Origin of the sequence: Paenibacillus sp. TAB_01 (assembly GCF_043945595.1) — a bacterium.
In the GTDB taxonomy this organism is placed as follows: Bacteria; Bacillota; Bacilli; order Paenibacillales; family NBRC-103111; genus Paenibacillus_S.
Genome location: NZ_JBIFNP010000001.1, coordinates 713755 through 733448, shown reverse-complemented (window position 1 = coordinate 733448; position 19694 = coordinate 713755). Strand labels below are relative to the sequence as shown.

At 53.7% G+C, this 19694-nt stretch carries 21 protein-coding genes and 1 other annotated feature; of the genes, 10 read left to right on the top strand and 11 right to left on the bottom strand.

The genetic code is table 11. The features are described from left to right. Positions 1-2 precede the first annotated feature (2 nt). Positions 3-983 (top strand): metal-dependent hydrolase, encoded by a 981-nt coding sequence (locus ACHHV8_RS03610; protein ID WP_395156826.1) that lies wholly within the window; start codon positions 3-5, stop codon positions 981-983. A 209-nt stretch (positions 984-1192) separates the two neighbouring features. Here ACHHV8_RS03610 and ACHHV8_RS03605 read toward each other — a convergent pair whose 3' ends face one another. Next, positions 1193-1417: an alpha/beta-type small acid-soluble spore protein gene (locus tag ACHHV8_RS03605; RefSeq protein ID WP_094013828.1), complete on the bottom strand. Its 225-nt coding sequence runs from the start codon at positions 1415-1417 to the stop codon at positions 1193-1195. 152 nt (positions 1418-1569) lie between these two features. On the opposite strand from ACHHV8_RS03605, the gene ACHHV8_RS03600 reads away from it, so the two are divergent. Continuing rightward, the gene (locus tag ACHHV8_RS03600; RefSeq protein ID WP_395156823.1) at positions 1570-1770 is read left to right on the top strand and encodes a DUF5325 family protein; all 201 of its coding nucleotides are present in this window, start codon (positions 1570-1572) and stop codon (positions 1768-1770) included. A 60-nt stretch (positions 1771-1830) separates the two neighbouring features. Here ACHHV8_RS03600 and trpS read toward each other — a convergent pair whose 3' ends face one another. After that, on the bottom strand, positions 1831-2814 hold the full coding sequence (trpS, locus tag ACHHV8_RS03595) for a tryptophan--tRNA ligase (RefSeq protein WP_395156821.1): 984 nt from the start codon (positions 2812-2814) through the stop codon (positions 1831-1833). Positions 2815-3269: 455 nt separating this feature from the next. Then, positions 3270-3571, bottom strand: a binding site (T-box leader). A 169-nt stretch (positions 3572-3740) separates the two neighbouring features. Here trpS and ACHHV8_RS03590 point away from each other — a divergent pair. From ACHHV8_RS03590 to ACHHV8_RS03580, 3 genes are read left to right on the top strand one after another with little or no spacing between them, the layout of a single operon-like run. Next, positions 3741-4883: a permease gene (locus ACHHV8_RS03590; protein ID WP_395156819.1), complete on the top strand. Its 1143-nt coding sequence runs from the start codon at positions 3741-3743 to the stop codon at positions 4881-4883. Positions 4884-4904: 21 nt separating this feature from the next. Next, complete coding sequence (locus tag ACHHV8_RS03585; RefSeq protein ID WP_395156817.1) at positions 4905-5849, top strand: TIGR03943 family putative permease subunit; 945 nt, start codon at positions 4905-4907, stop codon at positions 5847-5849. 28 nt (positions 5850-5877) lie between these two features. Further along, the gene (locus ACHHV8_RS03580) at positions 5878-6831 is read left to right on the top strand and encodes an aldose 1-epimerase (protein ID WP_395156815.1); all 954 of its coding nucleotides are present in this window, start codon (positions 5878-5880) and stop codon (positions 6829-6831) included. 319 nt (positions 6832-7150) lie between these two features. Here ACHHV8_RS03580 and ACHHV8_RS03575 read toward each other — a convergent pair whose 3' ends face one another. Both ACHHV8_RS03575 and ACHHV8_RS03570 read right to left on the bottom strand, forming a co-directional pair. Then, on the bottom strand, positions 7151-8038 hold the full coding sequence (locus tag ACHHV8_RS03575) for an aldo/keto reductase (protein WP_395156813.1): 888 nt from the start codon (positions 8036-8038) through the stop codon (positions 7151-7153). Positions 8039-8059: 21 nt separating this feature from the next. Further along, entirely contained in the window at positions 8060-8539 is a 480-nt protein-coding gene (locus tag ACHHV8_RS03570) for a hypothetical protein (protein WP_395156811.1), read from the bottom strand. A 187-nt stretch (positions 8540-8726) separates the two neighbouring features. Between ACHHV8_RS03570 and ACHHV8_RS03565 the strand changes: the two genes are divergently transcribed. After that, positions 8727-8954 (top strand): alpha/beta-type small acid-soluble spore protein, encoded by a 228-nt coding sequence (locus tag ACHHV8_RS03565; RefSeq protein WP_395156809.1) that lies wholly within the window; start codon positions 8727-8729, stop codon positions 8952-8954. A 163-nt stretch (positions 8955-9117) separates the two neighbouring features. Here ACHHV8_RS03565 and ACHHV8_RS03560 read toward each other — a convergent pair whose 3' ends face one another. After that, entirely contained in the window at positions 9118-9495 is a 378-nt protein-coding gene (locus tag ACHHV8_RS03560) for an O-methyltransferase (protein WP_395156807.1), read from the bottom strand. A gap of 178 nt (positions 9496-9673) precedes the next feature. Beyond that, on the bottom strand, positions 9674-10060 hold the full coding sequence (locus tag ACHHV8_RS03555; protein ID WP_395156805.1) for a VOC family protein: 387 nt from the start codon (positions 10058-10060) through the stop codon (positions 9674-9676). Between the two features lie 238 nt (positions 10061-10298). On the opposite strand from ACHHV8_RS03555, the gene ACHHV8_RS03550 reads away from it, so the two are divergent. Next, positions 10299-11558 (top strand): methyl-accepting chemotaxis protein, encoded by a 1260-nt coding sequence (locus ACHHV8_RS03550; RefSeq protein ID WP_395156803.1) that lies wholly within the window; start codon positions 10299-10301, stop codon positions 11556-11558. Positions 11559-11740: 182 nt separating this feature from the next. Here the strand turns inward: ACHHV8_RS03550 and ACHHV8_RS03545 are convergent, their stop codons facing one another. Continuing rightward, positions 11741-13528 (bottom strand): M3 family oligoendopeptidase, encoded by a 1788-nt coding sequence (locus ACHHV8_RS03545; protein WP_395156801.1) that lies wholly within the window; start codon positions 13526-13528, stop codon positions 11741-11743. Positions 13529-13686: 158 nt separating this feature from the next. On the opposite strand from ACHHV8_RS03545, the gene ACHHV8_RS03540 reads away from it, so the two are divergent. Further along, positions 13687-13869: a YycC family protein gene (locus ACHHV8_RS03540; RefSeq protein ID WP_395156799.1), complete on the top strand. Its 183-nt coding sequence runs from the start codon at positions 13687-13689 to the stop codon at positions 13867-13869. 2 nt (positions 13870-13871) lie between these two features. Further along, positions 13872-14111, top strand: coding sequence for a hypothetical protein (locus ACHHV8_RS03535; RefSeq protein WP_395156797.1), 240 nt, complete (start codon positions 13872-13874; stop codon positions 14109-14111). A gap of 141 nt (positions 14112-14252) precedes the next feature. Here the strand turns inward: ACHHV8_RS03535 and ACHHV8_RS03530 are convergent, their stop codons facing one another. The 4 genes from ACHHV8_RS03530 to ACHHV8_RS03515 all read right to left on the bottom strand — a co-directional run bounded on the left by ACHHV8_RS03530 (position 14253) and on the right by ACHHV8_RS03515 (position 17825). Then, complete coding sequence (locus tag ACHHV8_RS03530) at positions 14253-14756, bottom strand: hypothetical protein (protein ID WP_395156795.1); 504 nt, start codon at positions 14754-14756, stop codon at positions 14253-14255. 31 nt (positions 14757-14787) lie between these two features. Beyond that, entirely contained in the window at positions 14788-16515 is a 1728-nt protein-coding gene (locus tag ACHHV8_RS03525; RefSeq protein ID WP_395156793.1) for a hypothetical protein, read from the bottom strand. Positions 16516-16660: 145 nt separating this feature from the next. Beyond that, on the bottom strand, positions 16661-17359 hold the full coding sequence (locus ACHHV8_RS03520) for a DUF2225 domain-containing protein (protein ID WP_395156791.1): 699 nt from the start codon (positions 17357-17359) through the stop codon (positions 16661-16663). Between the two features lie 97 nt (positions 17360-17456). After that, positions 17457-17825 (bottom strand): globin domain-containing protein, encoded by a 369-nt coding sequence (locus ACHHV8_RS03515; protein WP_395163412.1) that lies wholly within the window; start codon positions 17823-17825, stop codon positions 17457-17459. A gap of 589 nt (positions 17826-18414) precedes the next feature. Here ACHHV8_RS03515 and ylbJ point away from each other — a divergent pair. Beyond that, the gene (gene ylbJ, locus ACHHV8_RS03510) at positions 18415-19665 is read left to right on the top strand and encodes a sporulation integral membrane protein YlbJ (protein ID WP_395156789.1); all 1251 of its coding nucleotides are present in this window, start codon (positions 18415-18417) and stop codon (positions 19663-19665) included. Positions 19666-19694: the final 29 nt, after the last annotated feature.

The window sequence follows — 19694 nt, the reverse complement described above, 5'->3', positions numbered from 1 at the left end:
CCATGGATAGCGGAACACATCTAGTGATAGGATTCGGATTGGCCGGCCTAGCCTATATCGACCCCGTCGTTGCGGCAGATCCAACCGTATCCACAGCCGTGCTGATCGGAACGGTCGTCGGCTCCCAAGCGCCGGATGCGGATACCCTGCTTCGGCTGAAGAGCAACGCCGCTTACATCAAAAATCACCGGGGACTGTCCCATTCCCTGCCTGCGCTGGCGCTGTGGACCATCTTCATTACGCTGGTCACTTCGTTAGCCTTCCGGGGACTGCCGATCTGGCATGTGGCTATGTGGGTATTTATCGCCGTCGCGTTCCACGTATTTACCGATTTGTTCAATACGTACGGCACTCAGGCCTACAGACCCTTTTCGGAAAAATGGGTGCACTGGAATATCATCCACATCTTCGATCCGGTTATTTTCTTAAGCCATATTGTAGCCATTTTTATCTGGTGCGTACATTTGGCGAAGCCTGCGGCGATTTTTCCCATTTTATATGCCGGGATAGCCGTGTATTATATATGGAGATCGTGGTATCATTACTATTTGGAATCCCGTCTCTATCAGCAGGATCCGCATTACCAGCCGGGAGACCGGTACTACTTGATTCCGACCTTTCATCTTCATGTTTGGCAAATTGTCAAAAGGAAGGCCGACGGCCGGTTCGCGCTGGGCGGGTACAAGAACAAGCAGATCACCTGGGTCGACGAAGCCTCGTGCGCCTCTCATCCGGCGGTAGAAGCCTCCAAGCAGCATAAAGACATTGCCGCTTTCCTGTACTTCACTTCCTTCGCCTGCGCCGAATTTCGTCAGCATGACTGGGGTTACGAGGTTCGCTGGGCGGATGTTCGTTACCGCCACCGCAGGCAGTATCCTTTCGTCGCCGTGCTTCTGATGGACCATGATATGAAGCCGCTGGATTCCTATGTAGGCTGGCTGAGCGACTCCAGACTGGAGAAGAAGCTGCGTGTCAATACGTAACGTCATAACCGTGGACTTGCATAATCAACGGGCTGCGCGATAAAGCAGCCCTCTTCTTTTGCCGTTAAAGCCTTATCAGGTCAGGCTCATGCAGGGCTTAGCCGCTGACGCTTAACCAGCTTAAGCTTTCCTTACAATCAAAAAGCCCAAGGATTTCTCCTTGGGCTTCTATGATGATACATTTGTTGCTTGTGAAATTCATTCGAAGATTAACGGAATTGACCTGCCAGCGATTGCTCTGCAATCTGCACCAGACGGCGAGTGATATGACCACCGATTGCACCTGTGTCACGAGTTGCCATGTAACCGTAGTACCCGTCTTGTGGGATTTGAATACCCAACTCTTGAGCTACCTCGTACTTCAATTGGTCTAAAGCCGAAGAAGCTTGTGGAACTACTAAAGTGTTACTGTTGCTGGATTGTCCTTGTGCCATGATGATCAGCACTCCTTTCAATCTGAATGATATCTTTGATGTATTTGCAAGCTTGCAAACTTATTATGTGACGTATGGCCAAAAGTATACGCACAATTTGAAAAAAGTTTTTTTATTTTCAAATACTCATCAGAAAGGCGGTACGAACCCGCATGAACAAAGGACTTGCTCTCTTTTTTGCCATTGTAGGCACGCTGCTGTTAGCCGGCATCAGCCTGGCTCTCAGCCTGGGAAACCTATGGCTTGTAATTCTCTTCTCTCTGGCTTCTCTCGGCTTTATCGGCTTCGGCTTCGTCGTCAAAGCCAAACAAAGAAGACGCAGAGAAGAACAGGAACAGCGCAAGCAGTCTTAATCTGCGTCGATAGGGACAAGCACTCTATAAAAAGCATTTCTTTCAACCTCTGGATTCGCGTTAGCGGGCCAGGAAGCCCATTTTTTCCTTGACGGTTTTAACCGTCTTCTCCGCCTGCTCTGCGGCGCGTTCCGCGCCTTGACGCAAAATATCGTAGAGCTCTCCGGATTTGCGGATTTCGTGATAACGCTGCTGAATCGGCTCCAGCACCGCCACGACTTGCTCCGCCAAATCTTTCTTAAACGGACCGTAGCCTTGGCCGTCATATAAAGCTTCGATCTCTGCAACGGATTTGCCCGAACAGTTCGCGTAAATGCTGATCAGGTTGCTGACCTCCGGCTTGTTCTGCGGGTCATACTTCACTTCGCGGCCCGAGTCCGTTACCGCGCGGCTGATTTTTTTGCGGATGACGGCCGGATCATCCAGCATGGCGATGAAGCTGCCCTGGTTCGGGTTGCTCTTGCTCATTTTCTTGGACGCATCGTCCAGCGACATAATGCGGGCGCCCACCTTAGGGATGTACGGCTCCGGGATCGTGAACGTGTCGCCGAACCGCTGATTGAAGCGGTGCGCCAAATCGCGTGTCAGCTCCAGATGCTGCTTCTGATCGTCGCCTACCGGAACCAGGTCCGCGTTATACAGCAGGATATCCGCGGCCATCAGGGACGGATAAGTGAACAGCCCGGCGCCTACGGATTCCTTGCCTGCCGACTTGTCCTTGAACTGCGTCATGCGCTCCAGCTCGCCCATATAGGTCAGTGTCGTCAGCATCCATCCCAGCTCCGCGTGCTGATGCACGTGTGACTGCAGGAAAATTGTCGCTTTGGCCGGATCAAGCCCTGACGCGATGTATAGGGCGGATACCGCTTCCGTTTGCTCGCGCAGCGCCGCGGGTTCCTGCGGCACGGTGATCGCGTGCAGATCCACAACCATGTAATAGCATTCGTGCGAATGCTGCATTTCTACGAAATTTTTCAATGCTCCGATGTAATTCCCCAAGGTCAGCTGACCGCTTGGCTGGATACCCGATAATACTCTTTTCATTTTTTTGTCCTCCCTTTTGTTCTTTTATCACGCTCTTGTTTTTTTCTCTTGTCGCGCTTTGCTTTTGTGTTTTTCTTTTGTGTTTTGTTATTGCCATTGTTCTTCTTTAGTGCTTGCCGTTGCTTGCTTTTTTCGTTTGACCGGTGAGGTTTACCGATACCGGTACAGTCATCCCGGAGCTGGCGGCCGCTCAGCTCCTTTCTTTCTCTTCCCCTCACATAACGAGCGGCAGGGAGTCAGGGTGAGTCCCGGAGAGTTTACGTGCCGCCTTTGAAGCTGTGTTCTCCCCTCTGCTGAATCCATTAAAGAGAACACAGCTTCAACAGCGGCCGGAGGGACTCCCCCTGCACCCGAAAGCCAAGTTGTGCCAATGCTTTTGCCTTAGCTTTGCCTTACGCTTTCGCCTTACGCCCTGCCGCTCGTTACCCCATCCCAACACAAAAAGGCCCTTCGTCATAAGGGACGAAGGACCGTGGTGCCACCCTAGTTCGCCGGGTCTGCGCGGTGTTGTTCCGCAGCGAGACCGCAAGCCTCAAGCTCTTGTAACGGAGAGTACCCGAACCGGCTTCCTTTTGCAAATTAATGCCGCTCCACCTGCAGCCTGCTTGCCGTATAGCGCACAGAGCCTGGTGAGTCTGCAAAAGTTCAGCCATCAGCTCAAGGATCCATTCGACGAAGCTTATCTACCGGTTCGCAGCAGCCACCGGCTCTCTGAAAGAATCAGCTTGCGTTTACTTGTTCCTGTCATTGCTTTTTCTCATCATAATCAAATGACTATGTCCTGTCAATCTCCCCTCCGCCCCATTCCTTTGCACGAACCCGCGATTTTGTTGCGTCTGCATGTCCTAGAGCGGGAATATGCGGCATAAGATATAATAATCGTTTTAACAAAAAGTAATAATTACGATTAGAAAGGAAGACCGATCTTGCAAACGATGATCCTTCGATGGGGTACGAACGTGCTTGCGCTGCTCAGCCTTATTTTGCTGTTTCTTATTTTTTCCCAAAAGCAGCTTCCCGATTTCGGCTTTCTGGCGACCGATTCCATGCAAAGCTTCAAGACGCTGTTTATCAGCATTATTTTGGAGGCTTTTCCTTTCGTGCTGCTTGGCGTCGTACTGTCCGCGCTGCTTCAAATGTTCGTGACCGAGCAGACGATCCGGCGGCTGATTCCGAAAAATCCTGTGCTCGGCATTCTGTTTGCCTGCGTGGCCGGCCTTATTTTCCCCTTATGCGAATGCGGCATGATTCCCGTCATTCGACGTTTGATGAAAAAAGGCATGCCCGTTTACATCGCCGTCGTCTTTATTCTGGTCGGCCCGATCATTAATCCGGTCGTATACGCCTCGACCTACATGGCTTTTCGCAGCCGCCCGGAGATCGCCTACTCCCGTATGGCGCTTGCCTTCGTCGTCGCCTTTATTATCGGGCTGATCGTCTATCGCTTTTTCAAAGGCAATCCTCTGCGCAGCTCGCTGGCGTCCCTTTCCGGGCAGCAGATGCCCGCCGATAACGCCCCGCTGCCTTCCAACGGTGCCGCCTATGCCGCAGGCAGCGCGGCTCCCGGTCCGCAAACGCTGCACAGTCATGAGCATGGACATTCTTACCATCCTGCCCACGCTCACGACCATTCCCACGCACACTATGACGGCAGATGGGGCCGCCTGTTCGGCGTACTCGGCCACGCCTCCGACGAGTTTTTCGATATGGGCAAATATTTAATGTTCGGCGCCATGATCACCGCTTTTATTCAGACGCTGGTGCCGCGGGAAAGCCTGATTTCGATCGGACAGGGGCAGCTCGGCTCCCATTTGTTCATGATGGCGTTCGCTTTCATCCTGTCGCTGTGCTCCACCTCCGACGCCTTCGTCGCTTCCTCCTTCAGCACGACCTTCTCCACCGGCTCCCTGCTCACCTTTCTGGTGTTTGGACCGATGCTCGACATCAAGAGCATGCTGATGCTGCTGTCGGCGTTCCGGACCCGGTTCGTGCTGGCGCTGTCGGCCTGGATCATAGCGGTTGTCCTGGTCGGATCCCTGCTGTTCGAACGGCTGTTTTTCACGTCATAATACATAAAGGAGCGTGCGCAAGTGAGTCCGCGAATACTCAGTCTGCACCATGTCATCAAATCCGCCATTCTATTCGGCTTTGCCGCCTATATCGCCTATCTCGTCAAAACCGATTACATCCTGTACTATATCGCTCCCCGGATGGTGGATTATGTGAAATGGTCCGCCATTGCACTGTACTTTATCGCGGTATACCAGGTTTATCTGGCTTTCCGAAGCTTCTGGAACGACCCTGCGGCCTGCGATTGCGATCAGGATCATGACCATACTCCATCCACCTCCATCCTTAAAAATACGGTGATCTACGGTTTGTTCGCACTCCCCTTGCTGCTCGGCTTCCTGCTGCCCGACACTTCAATGGGGAGCGCTCTGGCCGCCAAGAAAGGAATGAATCTAAGCAGCTCAAGCAATGTGAAAAAAGAATCCGCCGAGCTGTCCCAGCCCAAGTCCCCGCCCGCTTCGGCGTCCGGAAATGCCGGAGCTGCCTCTTCGGCCTCAGGCTCAGCGGCGCAGACCAAGCAGGAGGGCCTGTTCCCGTCCGATAAATTTACGGAGCATTTCGCCAAATACGCAAAGCAGCTGTACCAGTCCGATGTCATCAGCGTAAAAGAAGATCTGTACATAGAGACACTGACTACGGTAGATTTATATTTGGATCGGTTCGTGGGAAAAAAACTGGAGCTGACCGGCTTCGTGTACCGGCAGGACGATATGAAAAGCAACCAATTCGTAGTCGGACGCTTTTCCGTTCAATGCTGCTCGGCAGATGCGTCGCCGTTCGGCGTGCTGGTGGAATATGACCGTGCCGCCAGCTTCCCAAGCGATTCTTGGGTCACTGTGACCGGTACCATCGAAAAGGCCGCCTATAACGATATGGACGTCATGAAGCTGAAGGTGGAGAAAATCGCGAAGGCTGATCCGTCCAAGGCCCAGTACGTTTACCCGAACCTCGACTTTGGCAGTTAAAATCCAGCAGGAGAAGGAGAGCTATCGCATGATTCAACGCATCGACTGGCAGGGCACCCCTGCCTACACGCTCGAAAACGACCACCTCATCGTATCCGTCTGTCCGGCTATCGGCAACAACGTTTACAGCATCTGGGACAAAACCTTGCAGCGCGAGCTGCTGCGCGTCCCGACCTCTCCAAGCGATATGGCGGACGCCCCCGTCCAATACGGCACCCCGATTCTTATGCCGCCGAACCGGATTCGCGCCGGCCGCTTCGAGCTGAACGGACAGACCTATCAATTCGATATCAACCATGCCACAGGACATCACATTCACGGCATGCTGAGAAGCCAGCCCTGGTCGGTCGTGCAGACCGGTGAAAAAGACGGCGCCCTGTTCATCACCAGCTCGATCGACTTGAGCGGGGATGCCAATGTCCAGCGCCAATATCCGCATGCCTTGGAGCTGGAGGTCACCTATGTGCTCCAGGGCGCTGCCTTGAGCCACCGGTTAAACGTGCGCAACAAGGGAAGCCGGCCCGCTCCGTTCGGCTACGGCTTGCATACGTGGTTCCTGCTGAACGGCGAGCCGGACAAATGGACTTTGCAAGTCCCGGTATCCGGGATCTGGGAGCTGGATGCGGACAACATTCCGCTTGGTCATATCGCACCTCTCGGCTCCTTGTCTGCGATCACGGAGGGACTCCGCCTGGAAGGCCAGAATCTGGATACCGTGTTCCAAATCGGCAGCGGCAACCCCTGCCTGGCCGTGCTCTCCGGCGAAGATCTGGAGCTTCGCTACAGCGGCTCTTCGGCATTTAAGCAGTGGGTTATTTATACCAAAGGCGAGGCGCGCGACTTCGTATGCCTTGAGCCGTATACTTGGGTCACGAATGCGCCGAATATCGATCTGCCTGCCGATGTGACCGGCGTTCAATCGATTGCCCCAGGCGCAGCGCTCGAGCTGGAAGTGAAGCTGGAGCTAAGCTACAAATCCTGATTCGCCTTGCAGGAAGCCGGCTTTTCGCCTGTCATCCTGAATCACGAATCAACGCAAAAAAAGAGCGTCCGCTTGAGCCGGAGCTGCAGTTCCGGCTCAAGCGGACGCTCTCTTCTTTTTTCTCGGTTACGGTACCTTTTGCAGAAAGCCTGGCCCCGGCCCATTCCACGCGCTAGATCTCGACCAGCGGGAGGCCACTGGAAAAGTCATCGCTGCGAGTACGGAACATGCTTCCGATAACTGTTGTTTTCGCTTCTACAGAACGATCCCATACACTTCGCTAGCTTTCAGAGGCCTCACCAGAGGCGCTATCCTTTTTTTATACGATATCCAAAGGCACCTTTCGGCTCGGAGGCGGGAACGCCTGATCCAGCAGGACCAGATCCTCCTCCGATAAACGGACGGAGACGGCGGCTGCATTTTCAAGAACGTGGGCCTCGGAAGAAGCTTTAGGAATCGCTATGATATCGTCCTGCCGTATGCACCAGGCCAGAAGCAGCTGCAGCGGGCCAAGCCCGTATTTGCGCGCTATCTCCTTCACCGTCTTATGCTCCGTCAAGCCTCTTTGTAAGGAACCAGCCTGCGCCAGAGGACAATACGCCATCGTAGGGACGCACCGCTCTCTTTGCCATGGCAGTAAATCAAATTCAATACCGCGCGAGCCAAGATGATACAGCACTTGATTTACCGCGCAGCGGGCCCCCTCGGGCAAGCCGAACAGCTCTTTCATATCCTTCGTATCCAGGTTGGATACGCCCCAGCGCAATATTTTCCCCTGCTCGACCAGCCGCTCCATGCCTTCGACCGTCTCGCTCAAAGGAACGCTCCCCCGCCAGTGCAGGAGATACAGATCCAGCCGGTCCGTCTGCAGCCGTTTCAGGCTGTTTTCGCAGCTGCGGATGATTTGCTTTCTGTCGGCATGGTGAGGGTACACCTTGGACACCAAAAATACCTCGTCGCGGATGCCCTGCACCGCTTCGCCGACCAGCGATTCGGCGCGGCCTTCGCCATACATCTCCGCCGTATCGACCAGACGCATGCCCAGCTCGATGCCGGTCCGCAGCGCCCGGATTTCCTCCTGCCGCTTATCCGGATGATTCCCGATGAACCAGGTTCCCTGCCCCAGCTTCGGAAGCCGTGTGCCATCCTGCAGCTGCACCGGCTGCTCGGCAAGCTTTTGCCGGATCGCTTCTTTGCTTAGCACCATATCTCCATCTCCCTTCATAGTTCAAACCGGAGCTTTCAGAAGCTCCCGAACCACCTTGACCGAATCTGCAAAATAGGGGCGGTAATCCAGTTCCTCCACGAACTTGAGGTAATGTCCGGCAACGTCCTCCACCGCCGATTTATATGCCTGCAGCGGAATGCTGTAAATGCCTTGTTCCCTCGCGGGAGCGCCTTCGCGTTCCTCCAATTCGGTCAGCTCGATATAGCCTTCTTCCCTATGTCTTGCACGAAAAGAATACGCTCTGCATTCCGGGTCGCCGCAGCCGCAGCAAAAAAACGGCATACTCATCCATTCGTCCGCCGGCGCCCAGCGGTTCGGCTCCGTATCCCGGCTAATGCTTAACAGCATCGCGGGAAGGCCGACGTCAATGCACAGCGGTTCGTCGATCAGCACTTCTCCGTCGATTTCAAGCCTCACATCCGCATGGATGATCTGTAAATCTTTATCCCATGACCAGTTCGAGCAGTTCAGCAAAAACACGCGCTCCCCTCCCCACTATGTAATATTTCGCTAATCCATGTCTCTGCTATTATTATATAGGGCTTTGAGCGGCGAAGCCAACGGCAGGCTGCTAACCCGGATTCGCAAGTGGGTTAAATTTCCAGTTTTGCACATGTGTATATTTTCGGTTTTGGCACATACTACCTCATGAACGGAGGTGATAAACATGGCACAAGGACAATCCCGCAGCAGCAACTCTTTAGTTGTTCCTCAAGCAAATGCCGCTCTGGATCAACTGAAGTACGAAGTGGCACAGGAATTGGGTATCCAAATTCCTCAAGACGGTTACTATGGCTTCATGGCAACTCGTGACACTGGTGCAATCGGTGGCCACATCACTCGTCGTCTGGTTCAAATCGCTGAACAACAATTGGCTGGCAAGTTCTCCAGATAATGATTTACCCTTATACTTACGCAAAGGTGACTCCGCCTAGGGGTCGCCTTTTTTTATGAAAAAACCGCTCTCCCTCAGGAAGAACGGTTTGCTTGCAATAAAATTAGGAATAAAAGGAACGAAGGATAAGTGCGGTAAAATGGATAAGGAATGCGCTTGCTTGCTATCTTCTTCTCTGCTCCGAATCGGCCAGTATGCTGGCCATATTATAATTGGACTCGAAAGACACGCTTGTGCACAGCAAATTTTTCTTCATCGCGAATTCAAATAAAATCTCTCCGTGCGACCACCTTTTCATCTTCAGCGATTCGACGGCCGTTTGGTGAAAGGACTGAACGTCTCTCTCCGACAAGCCTGCGTCCATTTTCATAAGCTCCGTCCCCCGGCTCTCGAGCGGGAACGCCCTTACCCCGAATTTGCCGACCACATTGTTGCGGATTTGTACAAAAACCGTTCCTGAGGTCAGCTGAACCAGCTCTTGTTTAATCTCACGAAATACAATATCAAGCTGTCTGGCCAAAGGCACATTTTCTAAAAACATTAACATCCTCCTATCTGTTTAAAATGGTATTTTTTGTTATTCTAGGGCTGTAGCACTATTATATGTAAATATTTACTATGAATCAACAATAAATTACAATTTTCAGAAAACTTCCTATTATTCATCAAGATAAGACAAAATAAGACAATAGATCTGCGTCTATTGTCTTATTCCTAACCTATTCATCCAGCTGGTCCGCATTCAATTCGATCACATTGCGATCCGGGTCCAGCACATAAATTTGCGGAAAACCCGCTCTGGCATGAGGCCGCGCCTCGAAGGGCACGCCCGTCTTTTCCAGCCACGCCTTGGTTTCCTTATAGCTCGCTACACGGATGGCGAAATGCCCGTCACGGGTGTCAATCTCCCCCTGCCTGAGCGTTTCCCCTTCGTGGACGATCAAGTGCAGCTGCTGCCCCGTCCCGACCGCATACCAGGCTCCCTGAAAATCAAAGGGCGGCCGCTCCATCTCCTGCAGGCCCAGCACCTGCTCGTAGAATGCCTTGGCCCTCGCCAAATCCCGAACCGCAATACTGACATGATGAATCCCTTCAATTGTAAACATATCCTCATCCCCTGTTCCTGATATGTTTTGCTTTATGCATCTGCTGACTCATGTTAGCCTTTCCGCTTCACTATATAATAGGCGCTTCCTCTGTGCAACTCCTGAGGCTTCAGTCAAATTTCGATATTTTTTGTACGAGTCCGACAAACTTACGACCATAGGTATAGACCATGTTACCCCGTGATGTTATAATCTCTTATAGTAAGAATTTAACATTCATGCCAAAGGGGACATGCTGATGAACTGGTTCCAAGCCTTATCTTTTAAGAAAAAATTACAATGGGGCTGCTATCTTCTTGCAGGTATTTATTCCCTCGCCCTGCTCGCCCTGATTTTGCAATCGTCTGAGCACATTGTGCTGGGGATTGTATTTCTCATTATTATGCTTGGACTTACATTTCCTTTTATAAACTGGTTTGAGAGAGCGCTTACAGAGCCGATTAACAATATTACCCGCGTGGCCATGAATATTTCTAAGGGGGATTTTTCCCAGAAGGTAGCGGTTCAAACCGATGATGCTCTCGGCGAGCTGGGCTCCTCCTTCAATAAAATGATGGACAAGCTTCGCGACATTTTGAAAGACACCGGCAGCATGTCGAAGCATGTATTCGATTCGAGCCGGGATATTTATTTTAAAAACGAAAACCTCAAAACGGTGCTCGATCAGGTAGCGGTTTCTTCCAATGAATTGGCCGCAGGGGCGAACCAGATCTCCGAGGAAATTTCCGATATTTCTTTGGCTACCAAGGACATCGAAGAAAAGGTTACTTCCTTCAACTCCTCCACTCAAGAAATGAATTTACGTTCAGGACAAATGATTCAGCTCGTTGAAAAGGGGCTGCAGGCTGTAGAAACCCAAAGCGATGGCATGAAGCGCAACGTAGCCGCCACCGCTAACGTGTCGCAAACGATTGACCGGCTGGCCGAGCAGGCCGGAGGCATTTCCCAGATTACCCGCACGATCTCCGAAATCGCCGAGCAGACGAACCTGCTTTCCTTGAACGCTTCGATCGAAGCGGCCCGCGCCGGTGAGCACGGTAAAGGCTTTGCCGTCGTCGCCCAGGAGGTGCGCAAGCTTGCCGAGGAATCCACTACCTCCACCAAGGAAGTGTTCCATCTCGTGCGGAGCATTGAGGAAGGCATTCGCCAGGCACTGACCCATATCGCAGAAAATGAGCAGATCGTCCATAAGCAGACGGAGCTCATTGAAGAGACGGAGAGCGTGTTCGGCGAAATCGTGGACAGCGTCAAATTTATTTCCGAGCAGATTGCCGCATTCGCCCGCGAGAGCGAGCTGATGCTAAGCAGCGCGCAGCGGATTTCCGGTACGATGGAGAGCATCTCCGCGATCACCGAGGAATCGGCCGCAGGGCACCAGGAGGTCTCCGCCTCGATGAATGAGCAGATTCATTCCGTCCAGGCGATCGTCCAGCAATCCGAGGAAATGATCAAGCTGGTCACCCAGCTGCAGCAGACGATCCAGGTATTCAAACTGTAGCAACCAAGAAGCCGGCCGATGTTCTTCATCGGCCGGCTTCTTTTTTCATAAAACAGCAAAGACCACCGGGCCGGTCTGCTGCTGTACAAACACAGCCTCCGGCTTAACAGCCCTCGCCCCGTCTCGCTGCATCGCCCCATCCGGCGCAAACACGAGCTCGACGGTTCAAGCTCCAGCCCCTGCTACTCCGTTAAACGCATAAAGGCTTCCACGTCCTCGACGGATAAATCCATCGCGCGCTGCCAGAAATCGGGCTTGCGCAGATCGACACCCAAATGCTTCTCCGCCAGCTCCTCGACGCTCATCCGGCCCGTATCCCGCAGCAGCGAAATATATTTCTCCTCGAACGCTTCGCCCTGCCGCAGCGCTTCGGCATAAATCCCCGCGCTGAACATGTAACCGAACGTATACGGGAAATTATAGAACGGCACCTCGGTAATGTAGAAATGCAGCTTGGAGGCCCAGAAATGAGGATGATACTCAGCCAGCGCATCCCGATAGCCTTCCTTCTGCGCTTCCAGCATCAGCTCGTTGAGGCGTTCCACACTGACCAGCCCCTGTTCCCGTTCGGCATAGAAACGGGTTTCGAATAAGAACCTGGCATGAATGTTCATGTAGAAAGCAACCGAGCGCTGAATTTTATCCTCGAGCAGCGTCAACCGCTCCTCCTCGGAGGCAGCCCCTTTCACCGCCGCATCGGCTACAACCATTTCCGCAAACGTCGACGCCGTTTCCGCTACGTTCATCGCATAATCCTGCGCCAAGGCCGGCAGGTCGTTCATGACATGCTGATGATAGCCGTGGCCGAGCTCATGCGCCAAAGTCGCTACATTCGATGCCGTGCCTGCGTAAGTCATAAAAATCCGGGTTTCCTCCTTGATCGGAAACGAGGTGCAGAAGCCGCCCGGTCTTTTGCCCGGCCGATCCTCAGCTTCAATCCATGCCCCCTCGAAGGCCGTCACGGCAAAATCGGCCATTTTCGGGCTGAAGCGGCGGAATTGCTCCACGATCAGCTCCGCCCCTTCGTCGTAGCTGAAATGCTTGCTTCCCTGCCCGACCGGTGCTTCTACGTCGTACCAGCTCAGCTTCTCTACGCCAAGCAGCTTCGCTTTGCGGTTCAAATATTGGACGAAGACGTCCTTCCCCCGCTCAATAACGCCCCACATGGCATCCAGGGTCTCCTTGGACATCCGGTTGATGGCAAGAGGCTCTTTATGTATCGATTTCCAACCGCGGCGCTCGTAGAGCTTCAAGCGGAAGCCGGCCAGATGATTCAGCGCATCGGCGCAGTAATCCGCATGCTCGGCCCACTGTTCCTCCCACAGCTGAAACAGCCGTTGTCTCTCGGCCCGATCCGCGCTGTGCATCCGGTTCGCGGCTTGGCCGGCAGACAATTCCACCCGCTCGCCTTGTTCCTCGAGCGTGATCCGAAACTTGCTGACCGTCGTGTTATAAGCTTCTCCCCAGCCGTGGTACCCGTCGATGGTCAGATCGTTAACCAATGCTTCCTGCTCCGGCGGCAGCTTCTCCGCGGCCAGCACTCTTCGCTCCGCTAACGGATAAGCGATGTCCTTCAGCTCCTGCCTTTGCAGCAGAGCTTCCCAGGCGCTATCGTCGATTTCGGCCAGCAGCTGATCGAATCGGGTTAACGCGGAGGCGTAAGCAGCCGACAAGCTTTTCATACGTCCGGCGAGAATGATGGCCTTTTTATCCGCTTGATTCTCCGCGGCAAGGCAGGACACGAACGAATCCGCTTCCCGGGTCTGCATGGCGATGGTTTGAAGCAGCTCCAGCGCAGACATGAAGACGGCATCCTCCGCAGGCTTTGCAGCGCTCATCTCATCGAGCAGCTTTTCGAACGCGCCCACCCGCTGCCCGATTTCTTCAAGAAAGGTTTGAAACGCAGGGGAAGAGCTCCCCCCAGGGAAAAATGTTTCCAGATTCCAAGTTTGCTGCAATGGCTTTTTCATTTCAGCATCGCACCTTTCTTCAAAATTAGTTACAATACATATTAAACCATAATAAACACGGGAACAAAAAAGAATCGTTACCCATATTATGGTTGAATTATCATTTCCGCTATGTTTAAATGAGGACAATAGATCTATGGACAGGAGTGAACCGCATCATGAAACCGTTGCAGATCTCGCCCGAAACCGCACAGAAGCTGGCCAAGCAGCTGAACGTTCCCTTGGAGCATCTGATGCATATGCCGCAGCATATTCTTCTGCAGAAGCTGGCTGAGCTTGCCAAATCCTCATCCGACAACAAGGCTTCCGAAGCGGACGGCGGCCCGAAGCAGGAGTCCTGATCATGATCCCTTTTGAAAACACCTGGCCTTATGAGATCATACAGCAGGACATTTATGTGAACGAATGTCCGTTTTGCAGCGAATCTAATGTACTGCTGCCGATCAAGAAGAAGGATCTTCCCGAGCTGTCCCGCGGTGTGAAGCGGCTGCTTGTATTTCCATGCTGCCATAACCGGGTTACCTTGATGGATGCCGATCGCGATTATTTGCTTGCCAAGCAGCCTTTAAGAAACCGCCGCTGACCTTATTCCCTTGATCTGCGCCGGGTGTCCGCATGGATCGTAAGCCCTGCAATCACGAAACAGACCTGCATCCGGCATGACAACGGTGTGCAGGTCTTTTTTTGTTATGAATATATAGATGAGCCGTTCTTCAGGATTCGCCTACTCGCGCGGGATGCCGGCCAAGTCCAGCAGCCTATCGGAGAACAAATACAATTGATGAACAATCAAGGCGTTCTGCCGGTCGACATGCTCCAGCGCAACCTGGCTGCGGAGCCATTCGCTATGCAGCATCGTATTATGCTTGAAATAAAGGACGCCCGTGTCCGTGAACAAACCGAATGCTCCAACCGGGAGCTGGATATTGATTCGGGCTATCTCCGTTAACAAGCTTTCATAAGCGGCGGGCGAAACGTTTGCTGTCATAACGGCAAACGATTGTAAAATATAAGCGCCTTCCTGCGACAACGCTTCAAGCCCGGGTAAGAAGCAAAGCTCCAGATCCATAACGGCACTGCGCTCCCCTATCTCGTCAAACCGCAATATGAAGGATGCATAAGGGGACTCTTCAGCCGGCTCTGCCCAATCATTTCTAATATCTCTCTCGGTATAGTACTGCTGGAATTGACGCAGAAAGAAATCCGGACTCTCGATAAGAGATGTCATATGCTACCGCTACCTCCATTCCAAACTTACGCTATGTATGCAGCTTTTTGGCGATAAGCTCCTTGCCCGGCTTTTTCTTGGCCTTGTCGATCTTCAGGCCAAGACCCTCGATAACGGATTGACATTCCTCGTCCTGTCCGGTAACGCCGCCTTCATACAGCATGGTGGCGAGATCCGTGACAAGCTGGGCATAACACTGGTCGACACTGTTGAAGCCTTGGGCTTCCAGCAGCTGCTGCCGCACCTGCTCTCTCTTGGCTCCGGCCATCTCCGGCTTGGCCATCTCCCGGTTCACCTGGAGCGCCTTGTCGACAAAAGCTTCCTTGCGCTTGGACTTCCTGTAAAATTTAACGAGCGCGCCGATCCCGCCGATAATAGCCGCTGCCGCCAGCAGAATAGGCCCCGCCGGAGAGGCGGCTGCCGCAATCAGCAGAGCGCCTCCCGCAATCATAAGAGCCCCTTTGGCAGCGGTTGCGGCGCTCTTGCTTTTATTCATCGCCTGCGTGGAACCGCCCAAGTGTGCAGCCAAACCAAGCTCCCTCTGATGCTGATCCGCCGCGGCCCGGGTATTAAACTGCTCTTCCAGCGCATTAAGCTTTTTCTGATTTCGGCCGTTCTCAATATAACCTGCGACACCGCCTGCGAGATAAGCCGCTCCCCCGACGATGCCGGCGGCGCCTGCTGCGGCGGTAGCCGCTCCGTTAGCGGCCATACCTCCGAACGTTCTCACGCTGTTCACCGTGCCTGCCGAGAATCGGGTCAGGTCGGCAAGCCCGCCGGAACCCTCCGTACCGATCAGCTGGGCCTTATCTACGGCCGACAGACTCTCGTCATAATTTTGCGAAGCATTATAAATCTGCGAAATCGACGCCACGCCGCTCAGCACGCCTGCCGCAGGCGCGACCGAATTGGCCACCCCCAGCGCTTTGCCCGCGCCCAGTCCGGCGCTGATTGTAGCGCTTCCCGATACGCCTCCCGCCGCCGCAGACGTACCGATTGCGGTGTAGGAGGCGTAGTCACGCGTTTGATCGGCGTTATAGTTCCTGATGTTCTTGGCCTTCGCTTCGCGGCTGATTTCGGAAAACTTGTCCCAATCCAGCGTCTTGGTGAAAATACCGGTCAGCATCGTTTCTTTTACCTTTTGTATACTCGGGACCCGCTCTTGATTGCACATCGCTTTTATCGCAAACATTTTTTCACCGGCAGACAGCTCGTCGAAGTAGCTGAACAAACCGCTCTTCTTCTCCGTTTCCGCCCGGCCCTTCAGCCATTGATAGACCGTATGATAGTTATGGTAATGGCTCAAATCCCGCGCCGACTCCCTGCGCGTCCACGCTTGCGCTGGCGCCGCGCCGGCAGGGGCGCCTCCTGCGCCAAGCACCGGCCCGGCAAGCGGCGGCGCAGAGCCTGCCGCCTCCATACCGGCTGCCGGCGGCACAGCAAGGCCTGCGCCGGTGCTTTGCGGAACCGCAGCCTCTGCTGCCTCGGGCGCTGCCGCTTCTGCTGCAGCGGCCTCCGGCTCACGCTGAATGGCGGGCTTGTCCGCAAATTGCGCAGGGGCCAACATCCGCTGCACGACCTGGTTGCCGACAACCCTTTGCAGACGTATGGCGTTTCCCTTGGACAGTCCTAGCGGACTGAGCAGACTTGGAACGCTTTCCTGAAAGGACGCAGGCGTCGTCTCCTGCTGCCGGTCGGCTGAGTTCAGACCGGCTGCCGCGCTTCGGGCCGTGTTATTTGCTCTGGCATGTTCAAACATAAGGATCCTCCCCCGAGTCTACTCCTCCGTTCATCTTAGCATCTTCGCATGAAAATAGGACGTTTTTGATAAATATTTAATACGTCAGCCTCATGAAACGAAAAAAAGACAGGCATGCATACTATTAGGCAAGCCTGTCCCGCTCTCAGCTGGTTCTCATTTCTTCCGGCAGCTCCAGCTTTGCGGCCAGCATATCTTCTCTCGTTACCGCCCACTGCTCACGCGAAGCGCGGATCATGCCCGCATCCATGATTCGTTTGTCGTTGATCACGCGCCCGAACCATTTGATGGCATCTCCATACTGCTGCAGCCTCCGGCTCAGCTCTCCAAGCAGGTACATCAGCCTGGCGTTGTTAATTTCACCGGCTTCCGTTTCAAAGACGGAAGTATAGGCCTCAAGCGCAAATCGGAGAAAGCGTTTCTCCTGCTCTTCCTCCTGCTTATACCGGTACAGCCAGGCAATATGGTGCAGCAGCCCCGCCATCACGCGGCCCTTTTCGCTTTTGATCTGGGCGCACAGCAGCGCCAGCTTGTACGTCTGCAGCGCATCGTCCCAGTTCCGTTCTCCCCCGTAATCCTTGGCGGTCCAATGATCGGCAACCTTTTCCTTGAATACGGCCCTCTGTGCAGGGGTGAATTGGGACGCGGTGTTCTCGGTGCTTGCATACCCGCACTGCGGACATACCCTTACAACATAAAAATCCGGATTCACTTCTTTATAATGAATGCAAAAATCCGTATCCGTCTGCGTTGCTTTCTTAAAGCTCGGACGCACGCGGGATGTTTGAAATGGGGATTGGCAGTAAGCGCAATCCACGCTTACCTGAAATAACGGCTCGACCACGGGTTCCATTCCTCCTGCCTTACGCTTATGTAGTCCGGACAGGCCTTTACTTGTCCGGTCCGACTTATTCGGGTCTGCTCGGTTCGAAGCCGAACTCTCAAGCTTGCGTGTTAATAAAGTGCGTCGCAGGCCCTCTCAGCCTATCGAGGACAAACGCGCGAAGTTCCGGCTCCATCCCGGTCTTCTCGAGAGCCTGCTTCATGCAGCCGAGCCAAGCTTCCGCGCGCTGCGGCGTAATTTCGAACGGCAAGTGCCGGGCTCTCATCATCGGATGGCCGTACTGCTCGGAGTACAGGGGCGGCCCGCCGAAAAACTGCGTTAGAAACATATACTGCTTATCCATCACCGGATGAATATCCTCCGGAAATAGAGGTCCCAGAAGCGGATGAGCCTGAACCAAAGGGTAAAAGGCATCCACTATTCTGCGGATCGTCTCCGCTCCTCCCATCGCATCGTAAGGTGTCATTGCCTGCTTCGTATCCTGCGGATCGGACAAAGGAATCCCTCCTAATTCATAATCGCTGCCGGGCGTGCAGCCGCATTTCAGTAAAACCCGATAACAAAAAAAGATGCTAATGCGCATGCGATTAGCATCTTAATCCTGTGCAGAAGCCGCTAAGCTATTCATTCTCGCTAACCCTCCAAGTCCTCTTCTCCGGAGGTCATTAACGTTTCCCTAATGACGTATACGAAAGCACATACGAGAATTCCAGCAATTACGCTCATCATAAGGATCATCTCCCATTCTCATATTGGTACTATTGTACCATAAGTAGAGTGAAATTTCAGCAAATTTAAAAGCGCGACTTATTTTTTTATATTTGCTTGTCCTTTTTTCACATATCAGCATTTATAAATTTTCGGGGTCCCCGCAAAGTACCTGCGTTCGCCTCGAAGCCTAGGCCCCACTTTGTGGGGGATTTTTGCTTATTTCCCAAAAATACATGGCTTCCATTACGGTTGGCTAAAGTCGCGCAGGCATGTCTCCCCCCTCCCGCTCATATAAGTAACAGATGAGAGAACTTAAGTCCGTTATCGTTTCTTAGGAGGCCCCCATGAAATCAAAACCATTCCTATCGGTCTACATGATCGCCTTTTTGCTGGTTGCCTTATTAGGCTTAATGGTCGTTTTTCCCGCCGAGTCGCTGCGCGCTTCACTGAAAGGGCTCGCCATTTGGTGGGACGTGCTGTTCCCGGCGCTGTTCCCGTTTTTCGTCATTTCGGAAATGATGCTCGGCGTCGGCATCGTCCATTTTTTCGGCACGCTGCTCGATCCGCTGATGCGCCCCATCTTCCGTATCCCCGGCATCGGGGGGTTCGTAATGGCCATGGGCTTCGCGGCAGGCTATCCTGTGGCGGCCAAGCTGACATCCCAGCTTTGGAACCAGGGACTCGTCAACCGCGAAGAAGGAGAGCGGCTCGTCAGCTTCACGACCACCTCCGACCCCATCTTTCTGATCGGCGCGGTATCCGTCGGCTTCTTTCATGACGCCAGCCTCGCCGTCGTGCTTGCCGCCGCTCATTACGGCTCGGCGGTCGTATTGGGGCTCTTCATGCGCTTCCACGGGGCCAAGCCTTCTCATGCCCAGGCCGCAGCCAATACAGCGGCTTCCCCTGGCACCCCGTCGGCGAATCTGTTCGTCAGAGCCTTCAACACCATGCACGATGCGCGGATGCGGGACGGGCGGGGCTTGGGCGAAATGCTGCTGCAGGGCATTAAATCCGCTTTGCAGCTTAATATGGTGGTCGGCGGCCTGGTCGTTTTCTTCTCCGTTGTGATGGAAGTGATGACTTCCGCGCATATCATGAACTTTTGCTACATAGGGATAAATGCAATACTGCACTTGTTTGGGATGCCGGAGTCGCTGTCCCAGGCGGTAACGAACGGGATCTTCGAGGTTACCCTGGGCTCCAAGGCCGCAGGCGGAGCCGGAGAGCACATCCCGCTTCTCTATAAAACGGCGATCGCCGCATGGGTGCTCTCTTGGGCCGGTCTGTCCGTGCATGCGCAGATTGTCAGCCTGCTGCAGCACACAAGCCTCCGCTACTGGCCGTTCCTGGCCGCCCGGTTCGCGCACGGGATTCTGGCTGCCATCGCCGTGTTCCTGCTCTGGGAGCCGCTTGCGTCCACGCGAAGCGTTTGGGCTCCTTACCTGCCCGAGATGGATGTGACGGCCCCGCTGGCGGACTGGTGGCGTCTGACGCTGCCCTGGGGCTTTACCGTCCTGGGAGCCGTCCTGGCCGGATTGGCGGCGCTGGCCGTCCTTTATTCCTTTTTCAAAAGATGTATGAAGCGGCTGGTGTAAAAAGATAATAAAGGCAGTGCATTCAAGAA

Excerpts from the sequence above, each read along its gene's own strand:
- ACHHV8_RS03610 (WP_395156826.1), top strand. The coding sequence starts at position 3 with ATGGATAGCGGAACACATCTAGTGATAGGATTCGGATTGGCCGGCCTA.
- ACHHV8_RS03580 (WP_395156815.1), top strand. The coding sequence starts at position 5,878 with ATGATTCAACGCATCGACTGGCAGGGCACCCCTGCCTACACGCTCGAA.
- ACHHV8_RS03515 (WP_395163412.1), bottom strand. The coding sequence starts at position 17,825 with ATGACACCTTACGATGCGATGGGAGGAGCGGAGACGATCCGCAGAATA.
- trpS (WP_395156821.1), bottom strand. The coding sequence starts at position 2,814 with ATGAAAAGAGTATTATCGGGTATCCAGCCAAGCGGTCAGCTGACCTTG.
- ACHHV8_RS03525 (WP_395156793.1), bottom strand. The coding sequence starts at position 16,515 with ATGTTTGAACATGCCAGAGCAAATAACACGGCCCGAAGCGCGGCAGCC.
- ACHHV8_RS03550 (WP_395156803.1), top strand. The coding sequence starts at position 10,299 with ATGAACTGGTTCCAAGCCTTATCTTTTAAGAAAAAATTACAATGGGGC.
- ACHHV8_RS03545 (WP_395156801.1), bottom strand. The coding sequence starts at position 13,528 with ATGAAAAAGCCATTGCAGCAAACTTGGAATCTGGAAACATTTTTCCCT.
- ACHHV8_RS03605 (WP_094013828.1), bottom strand. The coding sequence starts at position 1,417 with ATGGCACAAGGACAATCCAGCAACAGTAACACTTTAGTAGTTCCACAA.
- ylbJ (WP_395156789.1), top strand. The coding sequence starts at position 18,415 with ATGAAATCAAAACCATTCCTATCGGTCTACATGATCGCCTTTTTGCTG.
- ACHHV8_RS03575 (WP_395156813.1), bottom strand. The coding sequence starts at position 8,038 with ATGGTGCTAAGCAAAGAAGCGATCCGGCAAAAGCTTGCCGAGCAGCCG.
- ACHHV8_RS03600 (WP_395156823.1), top strand. The coding sequence starts at position 1,570 with ATGAACAAAGGACTTGCTCTCTTTTTTGCCATTGTAGGCACGCTGCTG.
- ACHHV8_RS03530 (WP_395156795.1), bottom strand. The coding sequence starts at position 14,756 with ATGACATCTCTTATCGAGAGTCCGGATTTCTTTCTGCGTCAATTCCAG.
- ACHHV8_RS03540 (WP_395156799.1), top strand. The coding sequence starts at position 13,687 with ATGAAACCGTTGCAGATCTCGCCCGAAACCGCACAGAAGCTGGCCAAG.
- ACHHV8_RS03560 (WP_395156807.1), bottom strand. The coding sequence starts at position 9,495 with ATGTTTTTAGAAAATGTGCCTTTGGCCAGACAGCTTGATATTGTATTT.
- ACHHV8_RS03555 (WP_395156805.1), bottom strand. The coding sequence starts at position 10,060 with ATGTTTACAATTGAAGGGATTCATCATGTCAGTATTGCGGTTCGGGAT.
- ACHHV8_RS03535 (WP_395156797.1), top strand. The coding sequence starts at position 13,872 with ATGATCCCTTTTGAAAACACCTGGCCTTATGAGATCATACAGCAGGAC.
- ACHHV8_RS03565 (WP_395156809.1), top strand. The coding sequence starts at position 8,727 with ATGGCACAAGGACAATCCCGCAGCAGCAACTCTTTAGTTGTTCCTCAA.